This window comes from Brasilonema sennae CENA114 (assembly GCF_006968745.1).
GTDB classification, from domain to species: Bacteria; Cyanobacteriota; Cyanobacteriia; order Cyanobacteriales; family Nostocaceae; genus Brasilonema; species Brasilonema sennae.
In genome coordinates this window covers 6195562-6214132 of sequence record NZ_CP030118.1, presented here as the reverse complement: position 1 = coordinate 6214132, position 18571 = coordinate 6195562, and the positions used below count along the sequence as shown (strand labels likewise).

Here is an 18571-nt window from a genome sequence, read left to right as displayed (position 1 = left end):
AGCATTCACGTCTTAGCCAGACGCGATACGCCACATGCTATCTCCCAAGGGGAGACGCAATCATGCGAACAAGCCGGGGAACCCGGACGCCAGACGCCTAGGTCGGGAGACCCCTTCGGGTTCGCCAGATGCCTGCTGCGGGAGACCCTCCCGCAGCACTGGTCTCACCTCCTGCAGCGCTGGCTCTCCAACGCAGTGGCTCAAATTTATGGCTGCATTCAAGTCACGGTCAATGCACGTTTGTAGCACTTCATACTACATCAGCTTTTATAACCCCCTTTTTATCCTGGCGACTGGAAGTCGCGGCTATACAGACAAAGTCCCTTCGGGTATCTCCTGCACGCCTACGCTACTTTGTAAGTCCCAAAGGGACACGCTTACGCGTATCTTCTGCACAGACGCTCTTGCAACGCTCGATTCGTGCGCTTGCGCTTACGCAGTCGCCTGTGGAGGGAAACCCTCCCGCAGCGCTGGACTCACCGCCTACGCGGACTAATGGAAAAGGGGGTCATTGACCCGGATTTGGTATCAATTCATTGATGGGGATGAACTGATAACTGTTTAACTGTTCAGTGTTTAACTGATAACTGTTTAACTGTTCACTGATAACTGTAATATTGGAGGTAGGATTAGATGAAAGGCTGATGATCCCAAAGCCTGCCGTACCCTCGACTCTGCACAGAGTGTAGATACCCCCAGCATTGACTGGGGCAAGCCAAACGGAGTCTGGCTTAAAGCGTATACAGGCGATGATCGCAGTTTTACTTCACAAAAGCTATCGATTCCAAGGAGTTTTTCAAAGCATGAAGTAGTCCACCCTTGGCAGTACGTCCTTTGAGGATTTCTTCATACACGGCTTCATACGCATCCACCATTTGCTTAACCGTGAATCTGTTTTCCACATATTCTCGGCAGGTTTGACGATTTAATTCCAATGCAGCTGGAATCATTTGTGCCATCTGTTCATAGCTATCGCAAACAAAACCTGTTTTTCCGTGAGCAATGACTTCTGGTACCGAACCCATGTTAATTCCGATGACTGGTGTCCCAGTTGCCATTGATTCAATCATGACTAAACCAAAGGGTTCTTGCCAAGTGATGGGGAACAGAGTTATCGATGCGTTACCCAACAATTCAACTTTGGCAGGATGATCTACTTCACCTAAAAATTGTATTTGCTCACCATCAATGAATGGGGCAATTTCTTTTTCAAAAAACTCTGTGTCTACAACATCTACTTTCCCTGCCATTTTCAAGCGCCAACCCGCTTGTTTTGCTATGGCGATCGCATGTTGAGGCCCTTTTTCTGGCGAAAATCTACCCAAGAATGCCAGATACGGTGGCTCTTTCGGTTGCGCTACAAATGGGTAATCTTCGATTTTGATGCCATTGTAGACCGTACTGACGTAGTTCAAGTCTGGTTGACGCTGGGCATCACTAATGCTGACGTATCGTTGCGTTCGATGAAGCGTATATACTCTGCTACTTTCATCCGTAAATGCGCCATGCAAGGTATGTACTGTGGGTGTTGACACCATACTTGTTAATTGCAACGCCCATATCCCTATGTGGGAATGAATGATGTCGAATTCCTCCGCTTGTTGGTAAACATTGCTAGCATGTAACATTTCGTACATTATACCCTCTTTAACATTTGGGTCTAAGCGCAATGCACGAGGATGAGTTGCTTCGAGTCTAGCTAATGTTTGCGAGTCGCCTGAAGCGAACAAAGTGACGTCGTGACCGCGACGCACCAGTTCATCAGTCAAAAGACTCACCACGAGTTCAATTCCTCCATAAGTCGCGGGCGGAACTCGTTCCCACAAGGGAGCTACTTGAGCGATTTTCATACGTTTTCTTGGTTCAGCTGGTTAAAGTGGACGTTGAACAAGGGTAATAGATACTCTTACCCATTAGGTAATTATACCTCCTTTTACTGAATATACCTTTTTTACTGAAGTTGGAATTTATCAAACTTCCGATGAACAAGGTATTTCCATTTCGTTTTGCACCCTTCTAAGCGCCACCTCCAATATGTTTAGCTGCTCAGTCACAATGCAGCTATTTTTTACTTTTACCCTACCTTTTTACCTGTCACATCTATCTTGAGGACTATATAAAAATTTTAAATCACCATACTCATTACGTGAAATTATCATAAAATAAATGTTTTATTAGTATATGACGAATAATAAGTATTGAAGTAGGAAAAAGCAGAATTGAATGTCTGATCAATTCACACTTACTTCACTTTTGTATTCTTCTTCAATTGAAAACTATGCTGGTGATTTTCCTTTGTGGTTAGCACCAGTGGAACTGCGATTATTACCTGTTACGGAAGAAGTACGAGCATATCCAGAATCTGTGTTAGTCTTAAATTGCAAAATAGTGTTTAGTTCCTCTTCTTCTTCCTTTAAGACATGGTACATGTCCCAATTCTGTTGAAGATTCAACCAAAATTGTGAGCTATTCCCAAAAAACTTTGATAATCGTAAAGCGGTACTTAAGGTAACACCACGCTTTTCATTCACAAGCTCATTGATTCGTTGATAAGAAACATGAATTGCATTTGCAAGGTCACTTTGTGACAAATTAAGTGGCTCAAGAAAATCTTTGAGTAATATTTCGCCGGGATGTGTAGGCGGTCGTTTGCTAGGAATTCTCATCTGTTTATATCTCCTTATGGGCTTAATGATAGTCCACTATTTCAACTTTTTCTGCACTCTCTTGTGTCCATACAAAACAAAGACGCTACGCGTATCGCGCTAGTCAGGAGTTGTTTATTCAACCGCGTTCCCGTGAGTTCATGCTCAAATTCAGCAACATGTCTCTAAGCTACTGCATGATTTGCAATTGTCAGGTAAGCTGACAGCAGCAGTTTTCATCCTCAAAAAAAATGACGGCAAGCACTCCTACAATTCTCGCCCTAGACTTTGATGGTGTTATTTGCGACGGATTAATAGAATATTTTGAAGTCGCTTGGCGTACCTATTGTCAAATTTGGTCACCAAAGCAAGAAACACCACACAATGATTTCGCCTCAAAATTCTATCAACTCAGACCTGTGATCGAAACTGGTTGGGAAATGCCTGTTTTAGTCAAAGCCTTGGTAGAGGAAATTCCGGAAGAAAAGATTCTTCAGGAATGGACAACAATTACCCAAGAAATTTTGTTAAAAGACAATCTCAAAGCAACAGACATTGGTCAGAAACTAGATAAGATTCGGGATGAATGGATTGCTACAGATTTAGATGGTTGGTTGAGTTTGCATAGATTTTATCCAGGGATAATCGAAAAAATTAAAGCAACAGTCGATAGCACAACCAACCTGTATATCATCACGACAAAAGAAGGGCGTTTCGCACAGCAGCTATTGAAACAAGGAGGAGTCGATTTACCGCAAGACATTATTTTTGGCAAAGAAGTCAAGCGTCCCAAACACGAAATTCTACGAGCATTAATTCAAAAAACAAATGCTTCACCAGAAAGAGTGTGGTTTGTAGAAGATCGACTGAAAACATTACAACTTGTTCAACAGCAACCTGGTCTTGAGGAAGTAAAATTATTTCTTGCAGATTGGGGTTATAATACTTCAACCGAAAAAGTAACTGCCCAAAATGATCCAGTAATTCAGCTATTATCACTGGCTCAGTTTCCGAAAGATTTCTCGCAATGGTTTTAAGAGGATGTTAGTACGCCTTGAACTAAAGTTCAAGGCTCATAGCCAAAGTCCGTTAAAACGGACTCGAATGTATATTCAGTAAGCTTTAGCTTACTTGAGCTTTCAGCCAAGAAATAAATTTCTTGGCTGATCCAAAAGCTGGTGCAAGATCTCAGTTACCTTTCATACTTCTGATACCTCTTCTTGTACTCTTCCAACTTCTTCCGCACGGCTTTAATTGTCTGTTGAGAACCAATGTTGACTAGTTCACCTTGATGATATGCATCGTGTGAGAAGGAGTAAGTCACCTCAATAACATTGCCGCCACTTGTATAGATCGCAAATTGTTGTACGCCTTTTTCATAATCTGTTTTGTCGTTCACAAAAGAGATTTTTTTATTGATAGTCTTTATCTCAATATTCGTAATCTCTTTGTATGGAAACTCTTGTGTACTATCTTTCAAAATTTGTCCGGATTCTAGAGTGTTTTCACATCGATAAGTTAAGATATTGTGATCAGTTAAATAAACAATCAGTACATTAAGATGTGAATATCGAATTTTGCCGTCTTTACCGAGAGCATATCGCGTATCGTCTAAATCTGCTGGACCTCCAATAATGAAAGGCTTTGCTGTATAATCTCCGTCCTCTAAGTCCAGTTTTCTCAACGATTCTTCAATGATGTTATCTATGTCATCATCCATCCATTCATCTATTTGTTCATCTGATGGTTTCGGTTCTGCCCGTGCATAATCCTTTTTATATTGTTCAAAATCTCTTTCATAGTTTTCCTTATCAACTAATGCCTTCCTCAATTTCTTAATTCCAAAATATCGTATAACAAAACTTATGATTGACAAAAAAATAAACGATAATAAGGCAAAAATAATCATGCCCCATCCAATATATATGCTCTTTTTATCATTTAAATTATCAGGCTGAACAGGCTTTTTGGGAGTTGACGTGAAATATTTACCTACTGCTTTTGAACGATTTATGGAAATACTCATGGTAGTGATTTATCCTCTTTATTAGTTATGTCTTCCAAATTTTTTATATAGATGCATCCAATATGGATTTTTCTGGTCATCCAGATGATCAAGAATTTCTCTTGCATGTTCAGTCTCTATAAATTGACCTTGACTGAAAAGTTGGGCAGATGTAGGAGTCTTTTCTCTGAATCCATTCATGACGTAATAACCATGCTTTACGATTGCCCAAAGCATATAATGTTTCGATGATTTGGCATCTCCACAAACTGCGGCATTCAGTTCTGATTCAATTCTTTGAATCGTCCATACGTCAATCTTTCTAGGTTTTTCACCATTCAATAGTGCTATTGCCAAATAGTAGTGAGTATCGGAGATTGACGGATTAGTTTTTGTTGCATCACTCAACACATCAATAGCTTGGCGGTAAGCTCGTTGATTGAGAAGCTGAATTCCTTTGTGCAGTAACTCCTCTCCAGTGACTTGTGGAGTTTGATATACATCACCAACATGCCCAATACTCTCTGCTTGAATCTGATAATTTTTCCCGCCGTAATTGTTTTGCTCCATATAATAGTCCTATTTTTCTTCTCTTTCTTGGCGTCCTTGGCGACGCCAGACGCCTACGGAGGGAGACCCTCCTGCAGCGCTGGCTCGTCTTGGCGGTATGCGCCAAGGGCGCACGCTACGCGAACGATAATTCTCACAACTCATATAGGATTGCTATATTTGTGTTTCAACAAAAAATTACTTCGTGTAATCATCACCAATTCGATCAATTCGATTTGCTTGAACTTGAGTCCCTTTGGCATTGTCACGGTTTAATTGCTTCATTTCGCCAAACTGTACTTGTTTCTGACTTATGTTTTGAATGTTGATAATTTGCTGTGCGAGTTGTCGCAAATCATCAGCAAAACTTGGTTCTTCATCTATCTCGTCATCTAGGTAAGTTGTCAATTTGTTCAATGCTTCTAGAGAATACTGTTCCTGAACAGCAGTTATTGCTTTTTCTGCCTTCACATTTTGTCTATCCTTGAACCGTGACACAATCTTCTGACGTAATTCATTAGCTTTGCTTAAAGCCTCACTTGTCAGCTTTTTGGCAGCTTCGCCAGTACTAGATTTAATAAACTCATTGAAAGCAAGCTTAAGAATTTCAGCAGCAGTCACAGCAACAATTGGGTTAGTCATGCAATACTCCAAAAGATTAGTAGATTTACTTAATTTTTGAGACTCTCAAAATCAAGTGCCACATATTTTATGTAACACCTGCCATTGAATAGCAAAAACTGTACCAGCACCGCTCAATTGAGCGAATATGGCGCTGGCAACTGACACCGATTTGGTTCTACAACTCGGTTCATACTACATTTTATTATACTTAATTTTACGTATATCTACTTTATCTGTCAGGATAGCAAGAATTTTTCTGAATATCATTTGATATCAAAACATTTCGCCTCTAGTGGCTAGTGAGTATCACCACTGAGAAAACATCCTCTAAGATAGTGCTGAGTGCTGAGTTCTGAGTCTCTTTCTTTCAACACTCAGAACTCATACTTCACAACTGGTAAACTTACGATTATGCTTGACCTCACTAAACTGGCAAGACAAATGCAGGGCTTGAGTCAACATCTGACGCAAGAGGCGGCTGCTAGTCGCCAGCGTTTAGAATTGGCTCAAAAACATTTTCAAAATGCTGTGGGATGTCAGGACGAGTTGGTACAGCGACAGGAAAAATGGCGCGATCGCATCCTCTTTGCCAATGCGACTCCCCTAGAACCACTCAACACCTGTATTGATATCCCGGTTCCCCCTAAAATACATACCGTCATTGCAACCGATGGTTCTCAAATATCTCCCAGTCACCACGAAATTGCTTACTGCTATCTTCTTAATATCGGTAGAGTTATCTTACATTATGGACAAAACCGTTACCCACTTCTAGATAGTTTACCGGAGATATTCTATCGCCCCGAGGATTTATATTTTTCTCGCAAATGGGGTATTCGTACTGAAGAATGGATGGGTTTTTGCCGCACAGCAAGTGAAGCAACGGTGCTGACAGAACTGGCTTGCAGTGTAAAAGAGGACAGGGGAACAGAAGAAGTTCCAACGTTAGCGATGGTGGATGGTTCGTTGATTTACTGGTTTTTAGAGCAATTGCCTTTGGAAGCACGCGATCGCATCTTACCCCCCATCTTGGAAGCTTGGCAAAAGTTGCGTGATGCTCAAATTCCCCTGATGGGTTATGTGAGTGCTTCTCGTAATGTTGAAGGCATGAACTTTTTACGTCTTTTAGCTTGTCCGCACACAGTACCAGATTGTGCAAGCTTTTGCCCAAATCAACTCGAAAAAGTCCCTTGCAAAGTCTTTGAACCTTTACGAGATACAACTCTTTTATCTACCTTACTCAAACCAGGACAACGCGGTTGTTTATGGCGCAGCAATGTTCGTATTCTTGACTTATACCAAGACCAAGCAATTTACTTTTGTTACGTGCATGTGGGTACCGAAATTGCCCGGATAGAAGTGCCCTCATGGGTAGCCCAGAACACAACAATGTTTGACCTAGCACTAGGACTGATGTTAGCACAAGTGCAGAAGGGATATGGGTATCCAGTGGCGATCGCCGAAGCCCACAATCAAGCAGTGGTGCGCGGTGGGGATAGAACGCGATTCTTTGCCATCCTTGAAAGACAGATGATTAAAGCTGGTATAAAAAATGTAGGAACTTCTTATAAAGAAGCTAGAAAGCGTGGCAGTATTGCTTGAGTCAAGAACTAGGGGTGTAAGGGGGTAAGGGTGTAGGGGATGTATAGGTTTGTCTGGTGTTCCTCCGCACTTTATCTAAAACCTCTCAACCCTGAAAAATAATATGGGGTTACCATTCACAATTTTTTCCTGTACTTCTCTCATTCCAATTCTTTCTGCTACTTTCCGTGACTCAACGTTTGGCTGATCACAGCTTGCTAAAAGATACTGATAGCCAAGTTCGTTGAAACAATACTTTAGTATTCTGGTTGCAGCTTCGGTAGCGTAGCCTTTTTTCGTCGCTTCAGGCAGCAAAGCATAAGCTAATTGGGGTTGCCCTTCACCAAAGAAATACCACAAACCAACAAACCCAATAATTTCTTTCTCATTTTTAGTCTCAATAAACCAAAGACCAAACTTTCTTTCATCAAAAAGCCTTTGACTTTCTATCAACATTTCTTCAACCTGTTGCAAAGACCAAACCTTGTCATCGCACAAATATTTTCTAACGTACGGATTAATAAAAATACTGTGTAGTGTGTTAAGCTCACTCTCTAAGATTGGCTTTAATCGCAACCTCTGAGTTTCAAATACCAAGCTCATGACATCTTGCCACTTTCAACGTCTGATTCAACTATACCGCCTGTCCACTTGAAGATTACTCCAAACATTACCCTTACTGATATCCTTAAACCAACAAGATGATGCTGCAAAGCAGCCGCGACGCACGCGAACACAAAAAAATTGTCGAGGTAAAAGTAAACGATGGAAATCTCAACAGTTAAGACTCCCCGCTGGTTTGTCCGCAGAGATATAGATGGTTTGTTTGGGCTTTTCCTCGACAACTTGATTCAAATTTTGTTGATTGTGAATTTATGTCAAGGGGTGCTTGGCTTTTCTCCCTCCCTGGTATACGGGCGTATTCTGCCAGGAATTGCTTTAAGTTTAATTGTTGGTAACTTTTATTATGGATGGTTAGCTTACAAACAAGGGCAACGAGAACAACGGGATGATATCACTGCTTTGCCTTATGGCATTAATACAGTGAGCCTTTTTGCTTATGTATTTTTGGTGATGTTGCCTGTGCGGTTGACGGCGATCGCCCAAGGTGTATCATCAGAACAAGCTGCTGAACTCGCATGGCAAGCCGGTTTGGTCGCTTGCTTGGGTTCAGGTTTGATAGAATTAGTCGGTGCATGGGTTGGTAATCCTCTGCGTCGTCTTGTTCCTCGCGCAGCGATGCTTTCCACTTTAGGTGGTATTGCTATCACTTTCATTGCAATTGGCTTTCTCTTTCGGACTTTTGCCAATCCCGTAGTTGGTTTAGTTCCTTTAGGCGTTATCTTAATTACCTACTTTGGACAAGTGCGATTTGCCATTCCTGGTGGATTATTAGCAGTGCTTTTGGGAATTGGTTTGGCTTGGGGTACAGGTTTAGTCAGTTGGGATAACGCCAAGTTCGCTACTGCACTACAACCGATAGGAGTTTACATACCAAGGTTATGGCTAGGGGATTTATGGAATAGTCGCGCAGTCTTACTCGACTATTTCAGCATCATTTTACCGATGGGATTATTTAACCTTGTCGGTAGCCTGCAAAATTTAGAAAGTGCTGAAGCTGCAGGAGATGTTTATCCTGCAACCCCAAGTCTTGCAGCAAATGGTATTGGTACATTGGTTGCAGCCATTTGTGGTTCTTGTTTCCCAACAACCATTTATATTGGACATCCTGGTTGGAAAGCTTTAGGTGCAAGAGTGGGTTACTCCATTCTCAACGGTATTTTTATGGGCTTGCTGTGCTTAACTGGAACCGTTGCCATCCTTGCCTATTTTGTCCCCGTTGAAGCTGGAATGGCAATTGTGTTATGGATTGGCATTGTCATTGTAGCTCAAAGCTTCACAGCAACTCCTTCTCACCATGCGCCTGCTGTCGTTGTCGGTTTGTTACCAGGTATCGCAGGTTGGGGTGCTTTAATTGCCAAAAATGCACTACGCGCGGCAGGTTTAGGAACACCAGACAAACCCCTGACTCCTGCTTTAATTGAACAGTTTAAATTGAGCGATACATATATAGATGGTGCTTTTGCTTTAGAGCAGGGCTTTATTTTTTCAGCTATGATTTTAGCTGGTATCACAGTTTATATTATTGAGCGAGACTTCCGCAAAGCTGGTTATTGGTCTATAGCAGCAGCCTTACTCTCTTGGTTTGGGTTGATGCATAGCTACCGTTGGACTGTAGCAGATACTGTTGTCAATTTGGGTTTTGGAACTGGAACGCCTTGGGCAGTCGGCTACATTTTACTAGCTATTCTCTTTTTCTACACCGAATGGCTAGCGCGTCGTCAGAAAGGAAATCAAAAGGTTGTTCCATCGTCATCACAAGATGCTTTTGATGGAAATTTAGAGAAATGAGGTTATGTTCATCCTCTCAAATCTACTCCTATCAGCCAGATTTAAATAAGGTTGGATATTTTTTCGCGTGTTTGTGCTTTATGTGAATCATATTGCTATAGCAGGGAACACTTAACAGACTTGAAAGTCTCTTGGTGAACGTGTTTTCTCATTAGTTCGTGTCCTAATCTACCTGGCGACTGCCATATATCTACTACTTATAATTACTATATCTCCTACTTATAATAGCCACATCTTTGAGATTGAGACCTGTTCACTGTATCTATGCTCTTAAGCTAACTGAAAATCCAGCTTACTCCTTGAGGATTAGTCGGTTTATTCCTATGGTAGAAGGTTGAGAAAAACAATAGCAGGTATCGTACTAACTAGTAGTGTAAATTTTACAAATAGCAGATTATGTTGTTCTATTCCACAAAAGATCTTGCAGAGTTATTAAAGATAGCTATTGTTTCTATCGTAGGAAAAAAGCTTATTAAAAATTCAGGTGAAGTTATGAGTCTCGAAAAAACTAGCAATTTATAACAGTTCTCATTAAAAAAAAGCAGAGAATTTATCAAAAAAACTTGCAACACAAAATCAACAAAAACTATGAAACTTTCTCATTTATCTAAAAATGTTTGGGCTAGCGCCTTCGCTCTCGGTTTAGCTACTTTGACTTTAACTCTACCTGTTTCTGCCCAATCTGGTGGTGGTGGTGGTAGTGGAGGATCAGGTGGTGCCAGTAGTGGCAGTAGTGGTAGTGGTGCTGGTAGTGGTGCTGGCACTGGTAGTACAGGTACAGGTACAGGCACAGGCACTACAGGTACAGGCACAGGCACTACAGGCACTGGTACAGGTACAGGCACTACAGGTACAGGCACTACAGGTACTGGTACAGGTACAGGCACTACAGGTACTGGTACAGGTACAGGCACTACAGGTACTGGTACAGGTACAGGCACTACAGGTACTGGTACGACAACAGATGGCACAGGAACGAGCGGTACCGGCGGCACAGGCACTACAGGCACTGGTACAAATGGGACGGGTATGACTGGTAGTGGCACTGACACCACTGGTGGGACAACTGGAACTGGTACAACTGGTAGTGGCACTGACACCACTGGTGGGACAACTGGTACAGGTACAACTGGAACTGGTACAACTGGTAGTGGCACTGACACCACTGGTGGGACAACTGGTACAGGCACTGGCAGCACCACAGACACGACAACAAATAATCAAGGCGTTAGAGAGGTGAGAACCGAGAGCCATTCTGACTGGGGTTGGCTTGGTCTACTTGGTCTTGCAGGTCTTGCAGGTCTTATTCCTAAACGCTCTCAAACCCGAGTAGTTCACGATCCCAATGAAGTAACGCGTCCTGGTTCTACTAAGTTATAAGGCTTTGCTGAAGGTAGGGGGTAAAGGGGAATAATAATTCACTTTTCAGACAAATTGAGTATTGTGAACTCTTTACCGCCGCCTTGAGCCAGTTCTTACAGCATTACTTTAGATATTAAATTTAATTATTAGAAATTCTAAATAAGATAACCGCGCTCAGGTACAAACTGCGTTACCCTGGTATACGCTTCGTGTTTTTCACTGCTAGCTGGAAACGCATATGTCCTTTGTCCCTTTGCACATTCATAGTGATTACAGTCTGCTTGATGGAGCAAGTCAACTGCCAGATTTAGCGGATCGCGCCATCGAACTGGGGATTAAAGCAATAGCCCTGACAGATCATGGTGTGATGTATGGTGCGATCGAACTGATTAAAATTTGCCGCAATAAAAATATCAAGCCAATTATCGGCAACGAAATGTATATCATCAACGGCGATATTACAAAACAAGAACGCCGTCCCCGCTATCATCAAGTTGTTTTAGCCAAAAATACAAAAGGATATAAAAATTTAGTCAAGATCACAACAATTTCTCATCTTCAAGGTGTGCAGGGCAAAGGCATTTTTTCCCGTCCTTGTGTAAATAAAGAATTATTAAAACAGTACCATGAAGGCTTAATTGTAACGAGTGCTTGTTTGGGTGGAGAAGTTCCGCAAGCAATTCTCAGTGGTAAATTAGAGGCTGCACGTAAAGTTGCTCGGTGGTATAAAGAAGTCTTTGGTGAAGATTATTATTTAGAAATTCAAGACCACGGCTCCCAAGAAGACCGGATTGTTAATGTAGAAATTGTCAAAATTGCGCGGGAACTTGGTATTAAAATTATCGCCACCAATGACTCACATTTTATTTCTTGTTACGATGTTGAAGCACACGATGCTTTGCTATGCATTCAAACTGGCAAATTGATTTCTGACGATAAGCGAATGCGTTATAGCGGGACAGAATATCTGAAATCTGCTGAGGAAATGAAGGCGCTGTTTCGCGACCATTTACCAGATGATGTCATTGAAGAAGCTGTGCTCACCACAGTTGAAGTTGCAGATAAAGTCGAACCTTACCAAATTTTAGGTGAACCTCGCATTCCCAATTATCCCATCCCATCTGGTCATACTGCTGATACATATGTTGAAGAAGTTGCTTGGCAAGGACTTTTACAAAAATTAAATAGTAAATCTAGAAATCAAATTGACCAAACTTATAAAGATAGGTTGGAGTATGAACTAAAAATGATTCAGAAGATGGGTTTCTCCAGCTACTTTTTAGTTGTATGGGACTACATCAAATTCGCGAGAGACAAGAATATTTCTGTAGGTCCTGGTCGTGGTTCTGCTGCAGGGTCATTGGTTGCTTACACTATGGGGATAACTAACATTGACCCCGTACATCATGGACTGCTCTTTGAAAGATTCCTCAATCCAGAACGGAAATCTATGCCTGATATTGATACAGATTTCTGTATCGAACAACGGGATAAAGTCATTGATTATGTTACAGAAAAATACGGTAAAGAGAGAGTCGCCCAAATCATTACCTTTAACCGCTTGACTTCAAAAGCAGTTTTAAAAGATGTTGCCAGAGTCTTAAATATTCCCTATGGGGAATCAGACAAAATGGCAAAACTTATTCCTGTTTCCCGAGGAAAACCCACCAAACTTAAAGTGATGATTTCTGAAGCCACACCATCACCAGAGTTTAAAGAAAAATATGATAATGACCCAAAGGTACAGCATTGGCTTGATATGGCAATCCGTATTGAGGGAACAAACAAAACATTTGGTGTGCACGCTGCAGGTGTGGTAATTTCTGCTGAACCGTTGGATGAAATTGTGCCACTACAAAAAAATAACGACGGTTCTGTGATCACCCAATATTTCATGGAAGATTTGGAATCACTGGGCTTGCTAAAAATGGATTTTCTGGGTTTAAAAAACTTGACGATGATTCAGAAAACCATCGATTTGATTTCGCTACACAAAAAAATTACCATTGACCCATATGACATCACGAGTTATGAAAGAGAAGCTCAGAGAAGATTAGCGAAAGGTAAATTGAGCACCTTGCCAACAGAGGTTGAGAAGACTTATCAACTATTAGAAGCAGGCGAATTAGAAGGTATCTTTCAATTAGAATCTTCTGGAATGCGGCAAATAGTACGCGATTTAAAGCCTTCCAATATAGAAGATATTTCCTCGATTTTAGCACTATATCGACCAGGTCCATTAGATGCAGGACTGATTCCCAAGTTTATTAACCGCAAGCATGGTCGAGAAAATATTGAGTATGAAACCGAAATTTTAGAACCGATCTTAGATGAGACCTATGGAATTATGGTCTATCAAGAGCAAATTATGAAAATTGCTCAAGATATGGCTGGATATTCTTTAGGACAGGCAGATTTGCTGCGCCGTGCAATGGGTAAAAAGAAAGTTGAGGAAATGATGAAGCAGCGAGAAAAGTTTGTGGATGGCGCTGCGAAAAATGGAGTAAAAAAACAAATTGCTGAAGACTTATTCGAGCAAATGTTGAAGTTTGCTGAATATTGTCTCAGCTATGACACAGAAGTGTTAACCATAGAATATGGCTTTTTACCTATTGGGCAAATTGTAGAAAAAAGAATTGAGTGTAGCGTCTACACAGTTGATAATAACGGAAATATTTACACACAACCTATTGCTCAATGGCATGAGCGCGGTCAGCAAGAAGTTTTTGAATACTGTCTAGAGGATGGTTCTGTTATTCAGGCAACAAAAGACCATAAATTTATGACGACTGATGAGCAAATGTTGCCAATTGATGAAATATTTGAACGGGGTTTGGAGTTGATGCAGGTTAAGGGTTTACCTAAATAGCTATTAATAAGACATTTAAATATGATGATTTTTAATCAATAGTTTATTTTTTATTAAAAATAACTATATATATTTTCTGCTAAATTCACTGATTCTTTATAAAGCAGAGTGAAATTTACTTATCCACTAACTGAACAATATCGAGATCACGTTCATTTTTGACGTATTCTGCAGCTAGATTGACTAATTGTAAAAAATACACTTTGTTTGCTGCTAAATTTATGAGATAATTTTGTGAACTGTAAAAACTCAGTGAAGACACTTAATTAATTTGTTTGCAAAGTATTAACTATTCTGGTTGATATCAGGGAATAATACTAGATAAGTGTAGAAATATAAACTACAACGATTGTTTCTATGTGTGTATTCTCTTCTTGGTCTTGGCTTGGAAAACGACTTCAGTGGCTGTGTTGCTTAACTGCACTATCTTTGGTTTGTTTGATTATGGGTTGGTCACTTCCCACAAATCCAGCAAATTGCATCACTCAGCAATTAGAACAGCAAAACGCCCTATTGACTCATGAAAAACAACTTGGTGAGTTCCTGTGTTCAGATATTGTCAAAGATTTTTTGGTTCTTGAAAGCAGTTCAACTGGTGGCGCACCGCCCGCTACGAATCGAAAAAACACTCTATTCCCCGACACCCCGACAACGCCAGGTGTCTGAAGTCGGGGTATCGGGGAAACTACGCCAATTCCTACAATGGGACGCCACATGCTACAAGTCGGCACATGCTACCCTGCGGAAAACCCTTCGGGTATGCCTGCACCACGCCAAGGGCGAACGCAGTCACCTCTGTTGGGAAAACGCCAGGTGCACCCTCGGAGGAACCCTCCGCAACACACTGGCTCCCCTCCTAGAGTGCTGTCTCACCGCCCTCCGGGTGTCTACAAGTCGGGGAACCAGTCTAACGCAGTGCCTCCCCAACGCAGTGGCTCGGGAACTCCAACACCAGATGCCTAGTAGGTCGGGTTCGCCCTATGGTGCTCCGCCACACCTTACGGTGATCGGGAACGCCTGTCGCCTGGCTGTCGGGAAACCGTTTAGCTGATCTGACGACCGAAGCCCTCCCGCTGCGCTGGACTCACCAGATGCCTGGCTGTCAGGAAACAGTGGTGACAGCCCAATCAAGGATATAAGGCTTGCTCAAAGATCTGGATTTTCTGGCATCCCTTTGTTTGTGATCACTGGTCAACATTTCTCTGGTGTATAGTCGCTGTCTGATCTGAAAAATGTATTGAATCATCATCACTAGTTCTTAGTCTTCATCGGGTTTTGCTTAGTATCAAAGTTGCTGGTGTCTAAGTTTTTTGCATCTTGAGTCATCACTGATAATCCCTATTAGGCTAGGATTACTGTTTGTTGTGTTTAGTTCACAAGGTTACAAAGGATGTTAAATGCAGAGACTAAAATGTGTATAATTATACTAAGAAATGGTAAATATGAGCAAAACGCGATGCATTCCAAATAACCCTATTAACTTCGGTGGAACAGAAATCATGAAGTCATTAATGCGTTGCAGTGGATTTTCTGTGTTTTTTCCTATCGCTCTAGCTGCAAGTTACACTTCTCAACTATTGATATCTAAGGAAGCGGTTGCAGAAGATACACAGAATCTCCCCACTGGAGTCCAAGAAGCTTATTCTACTGGACCGAGACGGGCAAGTTACCTATCTCCATTAGAACAACAAGTCATTAATGAAATGAACAAAATACGGGCAAATCCCAAGGCTTACATTCCTGTGTTGGAGAACTATAAACAGCGCTTTCAAGGTAAGCTAGTCAAAATCTATGATCGGCGCTACCTGCAAACACACGAAGGGCTATCAGCCGTTGATGAGGCAATTAGGTTTCTTCAGTCAGCGACTCCTGTTGCTCCTTTAACGATATCTAGGGGAATGTCCTTAGGTGCTCAAGATCATGTCAAAGATAATGGCTTAAAAGGCTCCAGAGGTCACCAAGGCAGCGATGGTAGTAATCCATCTACTCGTATGGATCGCTACGGAATTTGGCAATCTACTGCTGGGGAAAATATCAGCTATGGCTCTAGTACCGCTGAAGATATCGTCATACAATTACTTGTTGATGATGGAGTGCCCAACCGTAGTCATAGAAGAAACATTTTTAACCCCAATTTTAGAGTGGCTGGAGTTGCCTATGGGATTCACGCTAAATACAAAACGATGTGCGTGATTAATTATGCCGGAGAATATCAAGACAAAGACATTGCTGTTTCGGCCAGCGATCATCGTTAAACATGGCTCTTTGAGCTTATAAACTCTTTATCCCACTGCTTTTTCTGAATGCGAGTGCGTGCCATAGTCATCAACAAGGAGTCTTCGTGTTTTCAGTTCGCAGTGGTATGAGTTACTAAGTTACCTGGAAACCAGTCATCAATTCATGCATCTAATAAAGACATATAGCGATTCTCACTCGCATACAATACAGGTGTACGGTGGAAGCACGCTATAGAACATTGGTGTGAACTTAGGCAAAACGAAAGTCTCACAAGACTTTCAGGTTCTCTCGTTGCCATCCTTCAAAGCAAGTTGGATGCCTAAAACCAGGCATAACCTCTTTACGAAGAACAGGCTATCGACTTGGGTTTTCTTATTAAATTGACATCAATAGCTATAGAACAGCTCCTACAAACAATCTGTATGACACCCAATTGGGAACTGCTATATTGACTGGTTGCTCCAAACTTATGAAGTTGTTGACGCCTCAGATGGTATTTTGGATATTTACACTCGTCACCCTATCGACTACATCTTGTGATGTATTATTTGAGCCTGACTCCTCTGTACCTAACATTCCCGAAGGAAATTCTGATGTGTCGCTAACTGGGAAAACTCTTTCTCGCCTTGAACAACAAGTAATTGTAGAAATGAACAAGGCGAGAACGAATCCCACTGCTTATGCTGCTGTATTAAAAAACTATAGGCAACGTTTTGAAGGTAATCGAGTTAAAATTTCGCGTCATGTCTATTTACAAACAGAGGAAGGAGTGAAAGCCGTTGATGAGGCGATCGCCTTTCTCAACTCAGTCACTCCAGTCGGACCTTTAACAGCATCCAAAGGAATGTCACGAGCTGCTAAGGATCATGTCAAAGACCAAGGATCAAAAGGAATTCTTGGTCACAAAGGAAGCGACAAGAGTGATCCCTTTACTCGCTTAAGCCGCTACGGAACTTGGAAACGCACCGCCGGAGAAAATATTAGTTATGGTTCCCACACGGCGCAAGATATTGTCATGCAATTAATTATTGACGATGGAGTTCCAGATCGCGGTCATAGAATAAATATGTTTAATCCTGCTTTTAAGGTAGCGGGAGTTGCTTTTGGAATTCACAACACATACAGGCAGATGTGTGTGATTAATTATGCAGGAAGGTATGTAGAAAAGTCATAATTCCTAACTCAAGGACCTTTGACAGATGACTGATTCATGTGGTGCGTGGTACAAATGTACCTGGAATTTGCCTATGTGACATAATTATATAAAGCAACATAATAATGATGAACTCTCGCCATAGCAACACAGCTTCATCTGCTGTTGACCTCAACGTTCACATTCAAGGTCAAGGCTTCCCAATTCTCTGCTTACACGGTCATCCTGGTTCTGGTTCTAGTCTTTGTGTCTTTACCAATCACCTGTCAAAACGCTTTCAAACTTTGGCTCCAGACTTGCGTGGATATGGCAAGAGTCGGTTTAATGGCGATTTTGATATGCGCGACCATTTGATTGACCTGGAAGCGCTTTTAGACCGCCTTAGAATTAAAAAATGTCTAATATTGGGCTGGTCGCTCGGTGGCATTTTAGCAATGGAACTAGCACTACAGCTACCGGAACGAGTCACTGGACTGATTTTAGTGGCGACAGCTGCCCGACCCAGAGGCAATCATCCGCCTATAACCTGGCAAGATAATGTTTACACCGGTGTTGCTGGACTGTTGAGTTATATTAAACCAGATTGGCAGTGGAATATTGAAACTTTTGGCAAGCGATCGCTCTTTCGCTACCTGATTCAACAACACACTCCCGCAGCCTACAGCTACATAGCAAAAGATGCAGTATCAGCCTACTTACAAACTTCTGCTCCTGCGACTCGCGCTCTTTTTTCGGCGATTGGGGCTGGGTACAATCGACTAACAGAGCTAGAAAAAATTCAATGTCCTTCTTTAGTACTAGCTGGTGCATGCGATCGCCACATAACAGCTGACGCCAGCTTAGAAACTTCTCGCTACCTCAAAGATTGTCAGTCACACTGCTATCCTAATACTGCTCATCTTTTCCCATGGGAAATCCCGAACCAGGTATTGAGCGACATTGACTGCTGGCTTGAGAAAAACCAAAAAGTTGTCAGTGTGTAGTTACGCCTAAGCGTAACTACGAAATAGCCTTATAACCAGAAAAGAACCAATAACAGTTAACAGTGAGTCCAGCGCGCATGAGACGTTTTCCCGCCGTAGGCGACTGGCGTTCGCCCTCCAGGCGTGCGCTTTGCGCATACCCGATAGCCG

The 18571-nt window shown here is 41.8% G+C and carries 17 protein-coding genes and 1 pseudogene; 11 read left to right on the top strand and 7 right to left on the bottom strand.

Annotated elements, in window-relative coordinates; genetic code table 11:
* Nucleotides 1–128 precede the first annotated feature (128 nt).
* Nucleotides 129–515 carry a hypothetical protein gene (locus DP114_RS25890; RefSeq protein ID WP_172195302.1) on the top strand — a complete coding sequence of 129 codons (387 nt, stop codon included), beginning with the start codon at nucleotides 129–131 and terminating at the stop codon, nucleotides 513–515.
* Nucleotides 516–761: 246 nt separating this feature from the next.
* Here DP114_RS25890 and DP114_RS25885 read toward each other — a convergent pair whose 3' ends face one another.
* Nucleotides 762–1850 (bottom strand): glycosyltransferase family 4 protein, encoded by a 1089-nt coding sequence (locus DP114_RS25885; RefSeq protein ID WP_171977477.1) that lies wholly within the window; start codon nucleotides 1848–1850, stop codon nucleotides 762–764.
* A gap of 579 nt (nucleotides 1851–2429) precedes the next feature.
* Nucleotides 2430–2666: pseudogene (locus DP114_RS36415) on the bottom strand (HigA family addiction module antitoxin); the annotation flags it as partial.
* Nucleotides 2667–2896: 230 nt separating this feature from the next.
* On the opposite strand from DP114_RS36415, the gene DP114_RS25875 reads away from it, so the two are divergent.
* The gene (locus DP114_RS25875) at nucleotides 2897–3682 is read left to right on the top strand and encodes an HAD family hydrolase (RefSeq protein ID WP_171977476.1); all 786 of its coding nucleotides are present in this window, start codon (nucleotides 2897–2899) and stop codon (nucleotides 3680–3682) included.
* Nucleotides 3683–3837: 155 nt separating this feature from the next.
* Here DP114_RS25875 and DP114_RS25870 read toward each other — a convergent pair whose 3' ends face one another.
* The 4 genes from DP114_RS25870 to DP114_RS25860 are packed head-to-tail and all read right to left on the bottom strand — an operon-like array spanning nucleotide 3838 to nucleotide 5841.
* Nucleotides 3838–4671: a hypothetical protein gene (locus tag DP114_RS25870; protein WP_171977475.1), complete on the bottom strand. Its 834-nt coding sequence runs from the start codon at nucleotides 4669–4671 to the stop codon at nucleotides 3838–3840.
* Nucleotides 4672–4692: 21 nt separating this feature from the next.
* A complete protein-coding gene (locus DP114_RS25865; protein WP_171977474.1) occupies nucleotides 4693–5220 on the bottom strand; it encodes a hypothetical protein in 528 nt (175 codons plus the stop codon).
* Between the two features lie 9 nt (nucleotides 5221–5229).
* Nucleotides 5230–5364 (bottom strand): hypothetical protein, encoded by a 135-nt coding sequence (locus DP114_RS35845; protein WP_256379284.1) that lies wholly within the window; start codon nucleotides 5362–5364, stop codon nucleotides 5230–5232.
* A 33-nt stretch (nucleotides 5365–5397) separates the two neighbouring features.
* Complete coding sequence (locus DP114_RS25860) at nucleotides 5398–5841, bottom strand: hypothetical protein (RefSeq protein WP_171977473.1); 444 nt, start codon at nucleotides 5839–5841, stop codon at nucleotides 5398–5400.
* 393 nt (nucleotides 5842–6234) lie between these two features.
* Between DP114_RS25860 and DP114_RS25855 the strand changes: the two genes are divergently transcribed.
* Complete coding sequence (locus DP114_RS25855) at nucleotides 6235–7425, top strand: DNA double-strand break repair nuclease NurA (RefSeq protein WP_169264286.1); 1191 nt, start codon at nucleotides 6235–6237, stop codon at nucleotides 7423–7425.
* Nucleotides 7426–7500: 75 nt separating this feature from the next.
* On the opposite strand, the gene DP114_RS25850 is transcribed toward DP114_RS25855, so the two are convergent.
* Nucleotides 7501–8007 (bottom strand): GNAT family N-acetyltransferase, encoded by a 507-nt coding sequence (locus DP114_RS25850; RefSeq protein ID WP_171977472.1) that lies wholly within the window; start codon nucleotides 8005–8007, stop codon nucleotides 7501–7503.
* Nucleotides 8008–8169: 162 nt separating this feature from the next.
* Here DP114_RS25850 and DP114_RS25845 point away from each other — a divergent pair, with 162 nt between their 5' ends.
* The 8 genes from DP114_RS25845 (at nucleotide 8170) to DP114_RS25810 (ending at nucleotide 18421) form a co-directional block, all read left to right on the top strand.
* Nucleotides 8170–9816 carry an NCS2 family permease gene (locus DP114_RS25845; RefSeq protein WP_171977471.1) on the top strand — a complete coding sequence of 549 codons (1647 nt, stop codon included), beginning with the start codon at nucleotides 8170–8172 and terminating at the stop codon, nucleotides 9814–9816.
* A 588-nt stretch (nucleotides 9817–10404) separates the two neighbouring features.
* A complete protein-coding gene (locus DP114_RS25840) occupies nucleotides 10405–11196 on the top strand; it encodes a WGxxGxxG-CTERM domain-containing protein (RefSeq protein ID WP_171977470.1) in 792 nt (263 codons plus the stop codon).
* A 220-nt stretch (nucleotides 11197–11416) separates the two neighbouring features.
* Nucleotides 11417–14047, top strand: coding sequence for a DNA polymerase III subunit alpha (locus DP114_RS25835; protein WP_169264282.1), 2631 nt, complete (start codon nucleotides 11417–11419; stop codon nucleotides 14045–14047).
* 357 nt (nucleotides 14048–14404) lie between these two features.
* The gene (locus tag DP114_RS25830; protein ID WP_169264281.1) at nucleotides 14405–14713 is read left to right on the top strand and encodes a hypothetical protein; all 309 of its coding nucleotides are present in this window, start codon (nucleotides 14405–14407) and stop codon (nucleotides 14711–14713) included.
* A 36-nt stretch (nucleotides 14714–14749) separates the two neighbouring features.
* On the top strand, nucleotides 14750–15010 hold the full coding sequence (locus tag DP114_RS25825) for a hypothetical protein (protein ID WP_169264280.1): 261 nt from the start codon (nucleotides 14750–14752) through the stop codon (nucleotides 15008–15010).
* 548 nt (nucleotides 15011–15558) lie between these two features.
* Nucleotides 15559–16302: a CAP domain-containing protein gene (locus DP114_RS25820; RefSeq protein WP_169264297.1), complete on the top strand. Its 744-nt coding sequence runs from the start codon at nucleotides 15559–15561 to the stop codon at nucleotides 16300–16302.
* A 452-nt stretch (nucleotides 16303–16754) separates the two neighbouring features.
* Entirely contained in the window at nucleotides 16755–17459 is a 705-nt protein-coding gene (locus tag DP114_RS25815; RefSeq protein WP_171977469.1) for a CAP domain-containing protein, read from the top strand.
* 107 nt (nucleotides 17460–17566) lie between these two features.
* A complete protein-coding gene (locus DP114_RS25810; protein WP_171978299.1) occupies nucleotides 17567–18421 on the top strand; it encodes an alpha/beta fold hydrolase in 855 nt (284 codons plus the stop codon).
* Nucleotides 18422–18571: the final 150 nt, after the last annotated feature.

What these genes read in the sequence shown, in the direction of transcription:
- DP114_RS25845 (WP_171977471.1), top strand. Translation starts at nt 8,170, where the DNA reads ATGGAAATCTCAACAGTTAAGACTCCCCGCTGGTTTGTCCGCAGAGAT.
- DP114_RS25835 (WP_169264282.1), top strand. Translation starts at nt 11,417, where the DNA reads ATGTCCTTTGTCCCTTTGCACATTCATAGTGATTACAGTCTGCTTGAT.
- DP114_RS25810 (WP_171978299.1), top strand. Translation starts at nt 17,567, where the DNA reads ATGAACTCTCGCCATAGCAACACAGCTTCATCTGCTGTTGACCTCAAC.
- DP114_RS25885 (WP_171977477.1), bottom strand. Translation starts at nt 1,850, where the DNA reads ATGAAAATCGCTCAAGTAGCTCCCTTGTGGGAACGAGTTCCGCCCGCG.
- DP114_RS25815 (WP_171977469.1), top strand. Translation starts at nt 16,755, where the DNA reads ATGAAGTTGTTGACGCCTCAGATGGTATTTTGGATATTTACACTCGTC.
- DP114_RS25825 (WP_169264280.1), top strand. Translation starts at nt 14,750, where the DNA reads ATGGGACGCCACATGCTACAAGTCGGCACATGCTACCCTGCGGAAAAC.
- DP114_RS25840 (WP_171977470.1), top strand. Translation starts at nt 10,405, where the DNA reads ATGAAACTTTCTCATTTATCTAAAAATGTTTGGGCTAGCGCCTTCGCT.
- DP114_RS25890 (WP_172195302.1), top strand. Translation starts at nt 129, where the DNA reads ATGCCTGCTGCGGGAGACCCTCCCGCAGCACTGGTCTCACCTCCTGCA.
- DP114_RS25830 (WP_169264281.1), top strand. Translation starts at nt 14,405, where the DNA reads ATGTGTGTATTCTCTTCTTGGTCTTGGCTTGGAAAACGACTTCAGTGG.
- DP114_RS25870 (WP_171977475.1), bottom strand. Translation starts at nt 4,671, where the DNA reads ATGAGTATTTCCATAAATCGTTCAAAAGCAGTAGGTAAATATTTCACG.
- DP114_RS25860 (WP_171977473.1), bottom strand. Translation starts at nt 5,841, where the DNA reads ATGACTAACCCAATTGTTGCTGTGACTGCTGCTGAAATTCTTAAGCTT.
- DP114_RS35845 (WP_256379284.1), bottom strand. Translation starts at nt 5,364, where the DNA reads ATGAGTTGTGAGAATTATCGTTCGCGTAGCGTGCGCCCTTGGCGCATA.
- DP114_RS25875 (WP_171977476.1), top strand. Translation starts at nt 2,897, where the DNA reads ATGACGGCAAGCACTCCTACAATTCTCGCCCTAGACTTTGATGGTGTT.
- DP114_RS25865 (WP_171977474.1), bottom strand. Translation starts at nt 5,220, where the DNA reads ATGGAGCAAAACAATTACGGCGGGAAAAATTATCAGATTCAAGCAGAG.
- DP114_RS25855 (WP_169264286.1), top strand. Translation starts at nt 6,235, where the DNA reads ATGCTTGACCTCACTAAACTGGCAAGACAAATGCAGGGCTTGAGTCAA.
- DP114_RS25820 (WP_169264297.1), top strand. Translation starts at nt 15,559, where the DNA reads ATGCGTTGCAGTGGATTTTCTGTGTTTTTTCCTATCGCTCTAGCTGCA.
- DP114_RS25850 (WP_171977472.1), bottom strand. Translation starts at nt 8,007, where the DNA reads ATGAGCTTGGTATTTGAAACTCAGAGGTTGCGATTAAAGCCAATCTTA.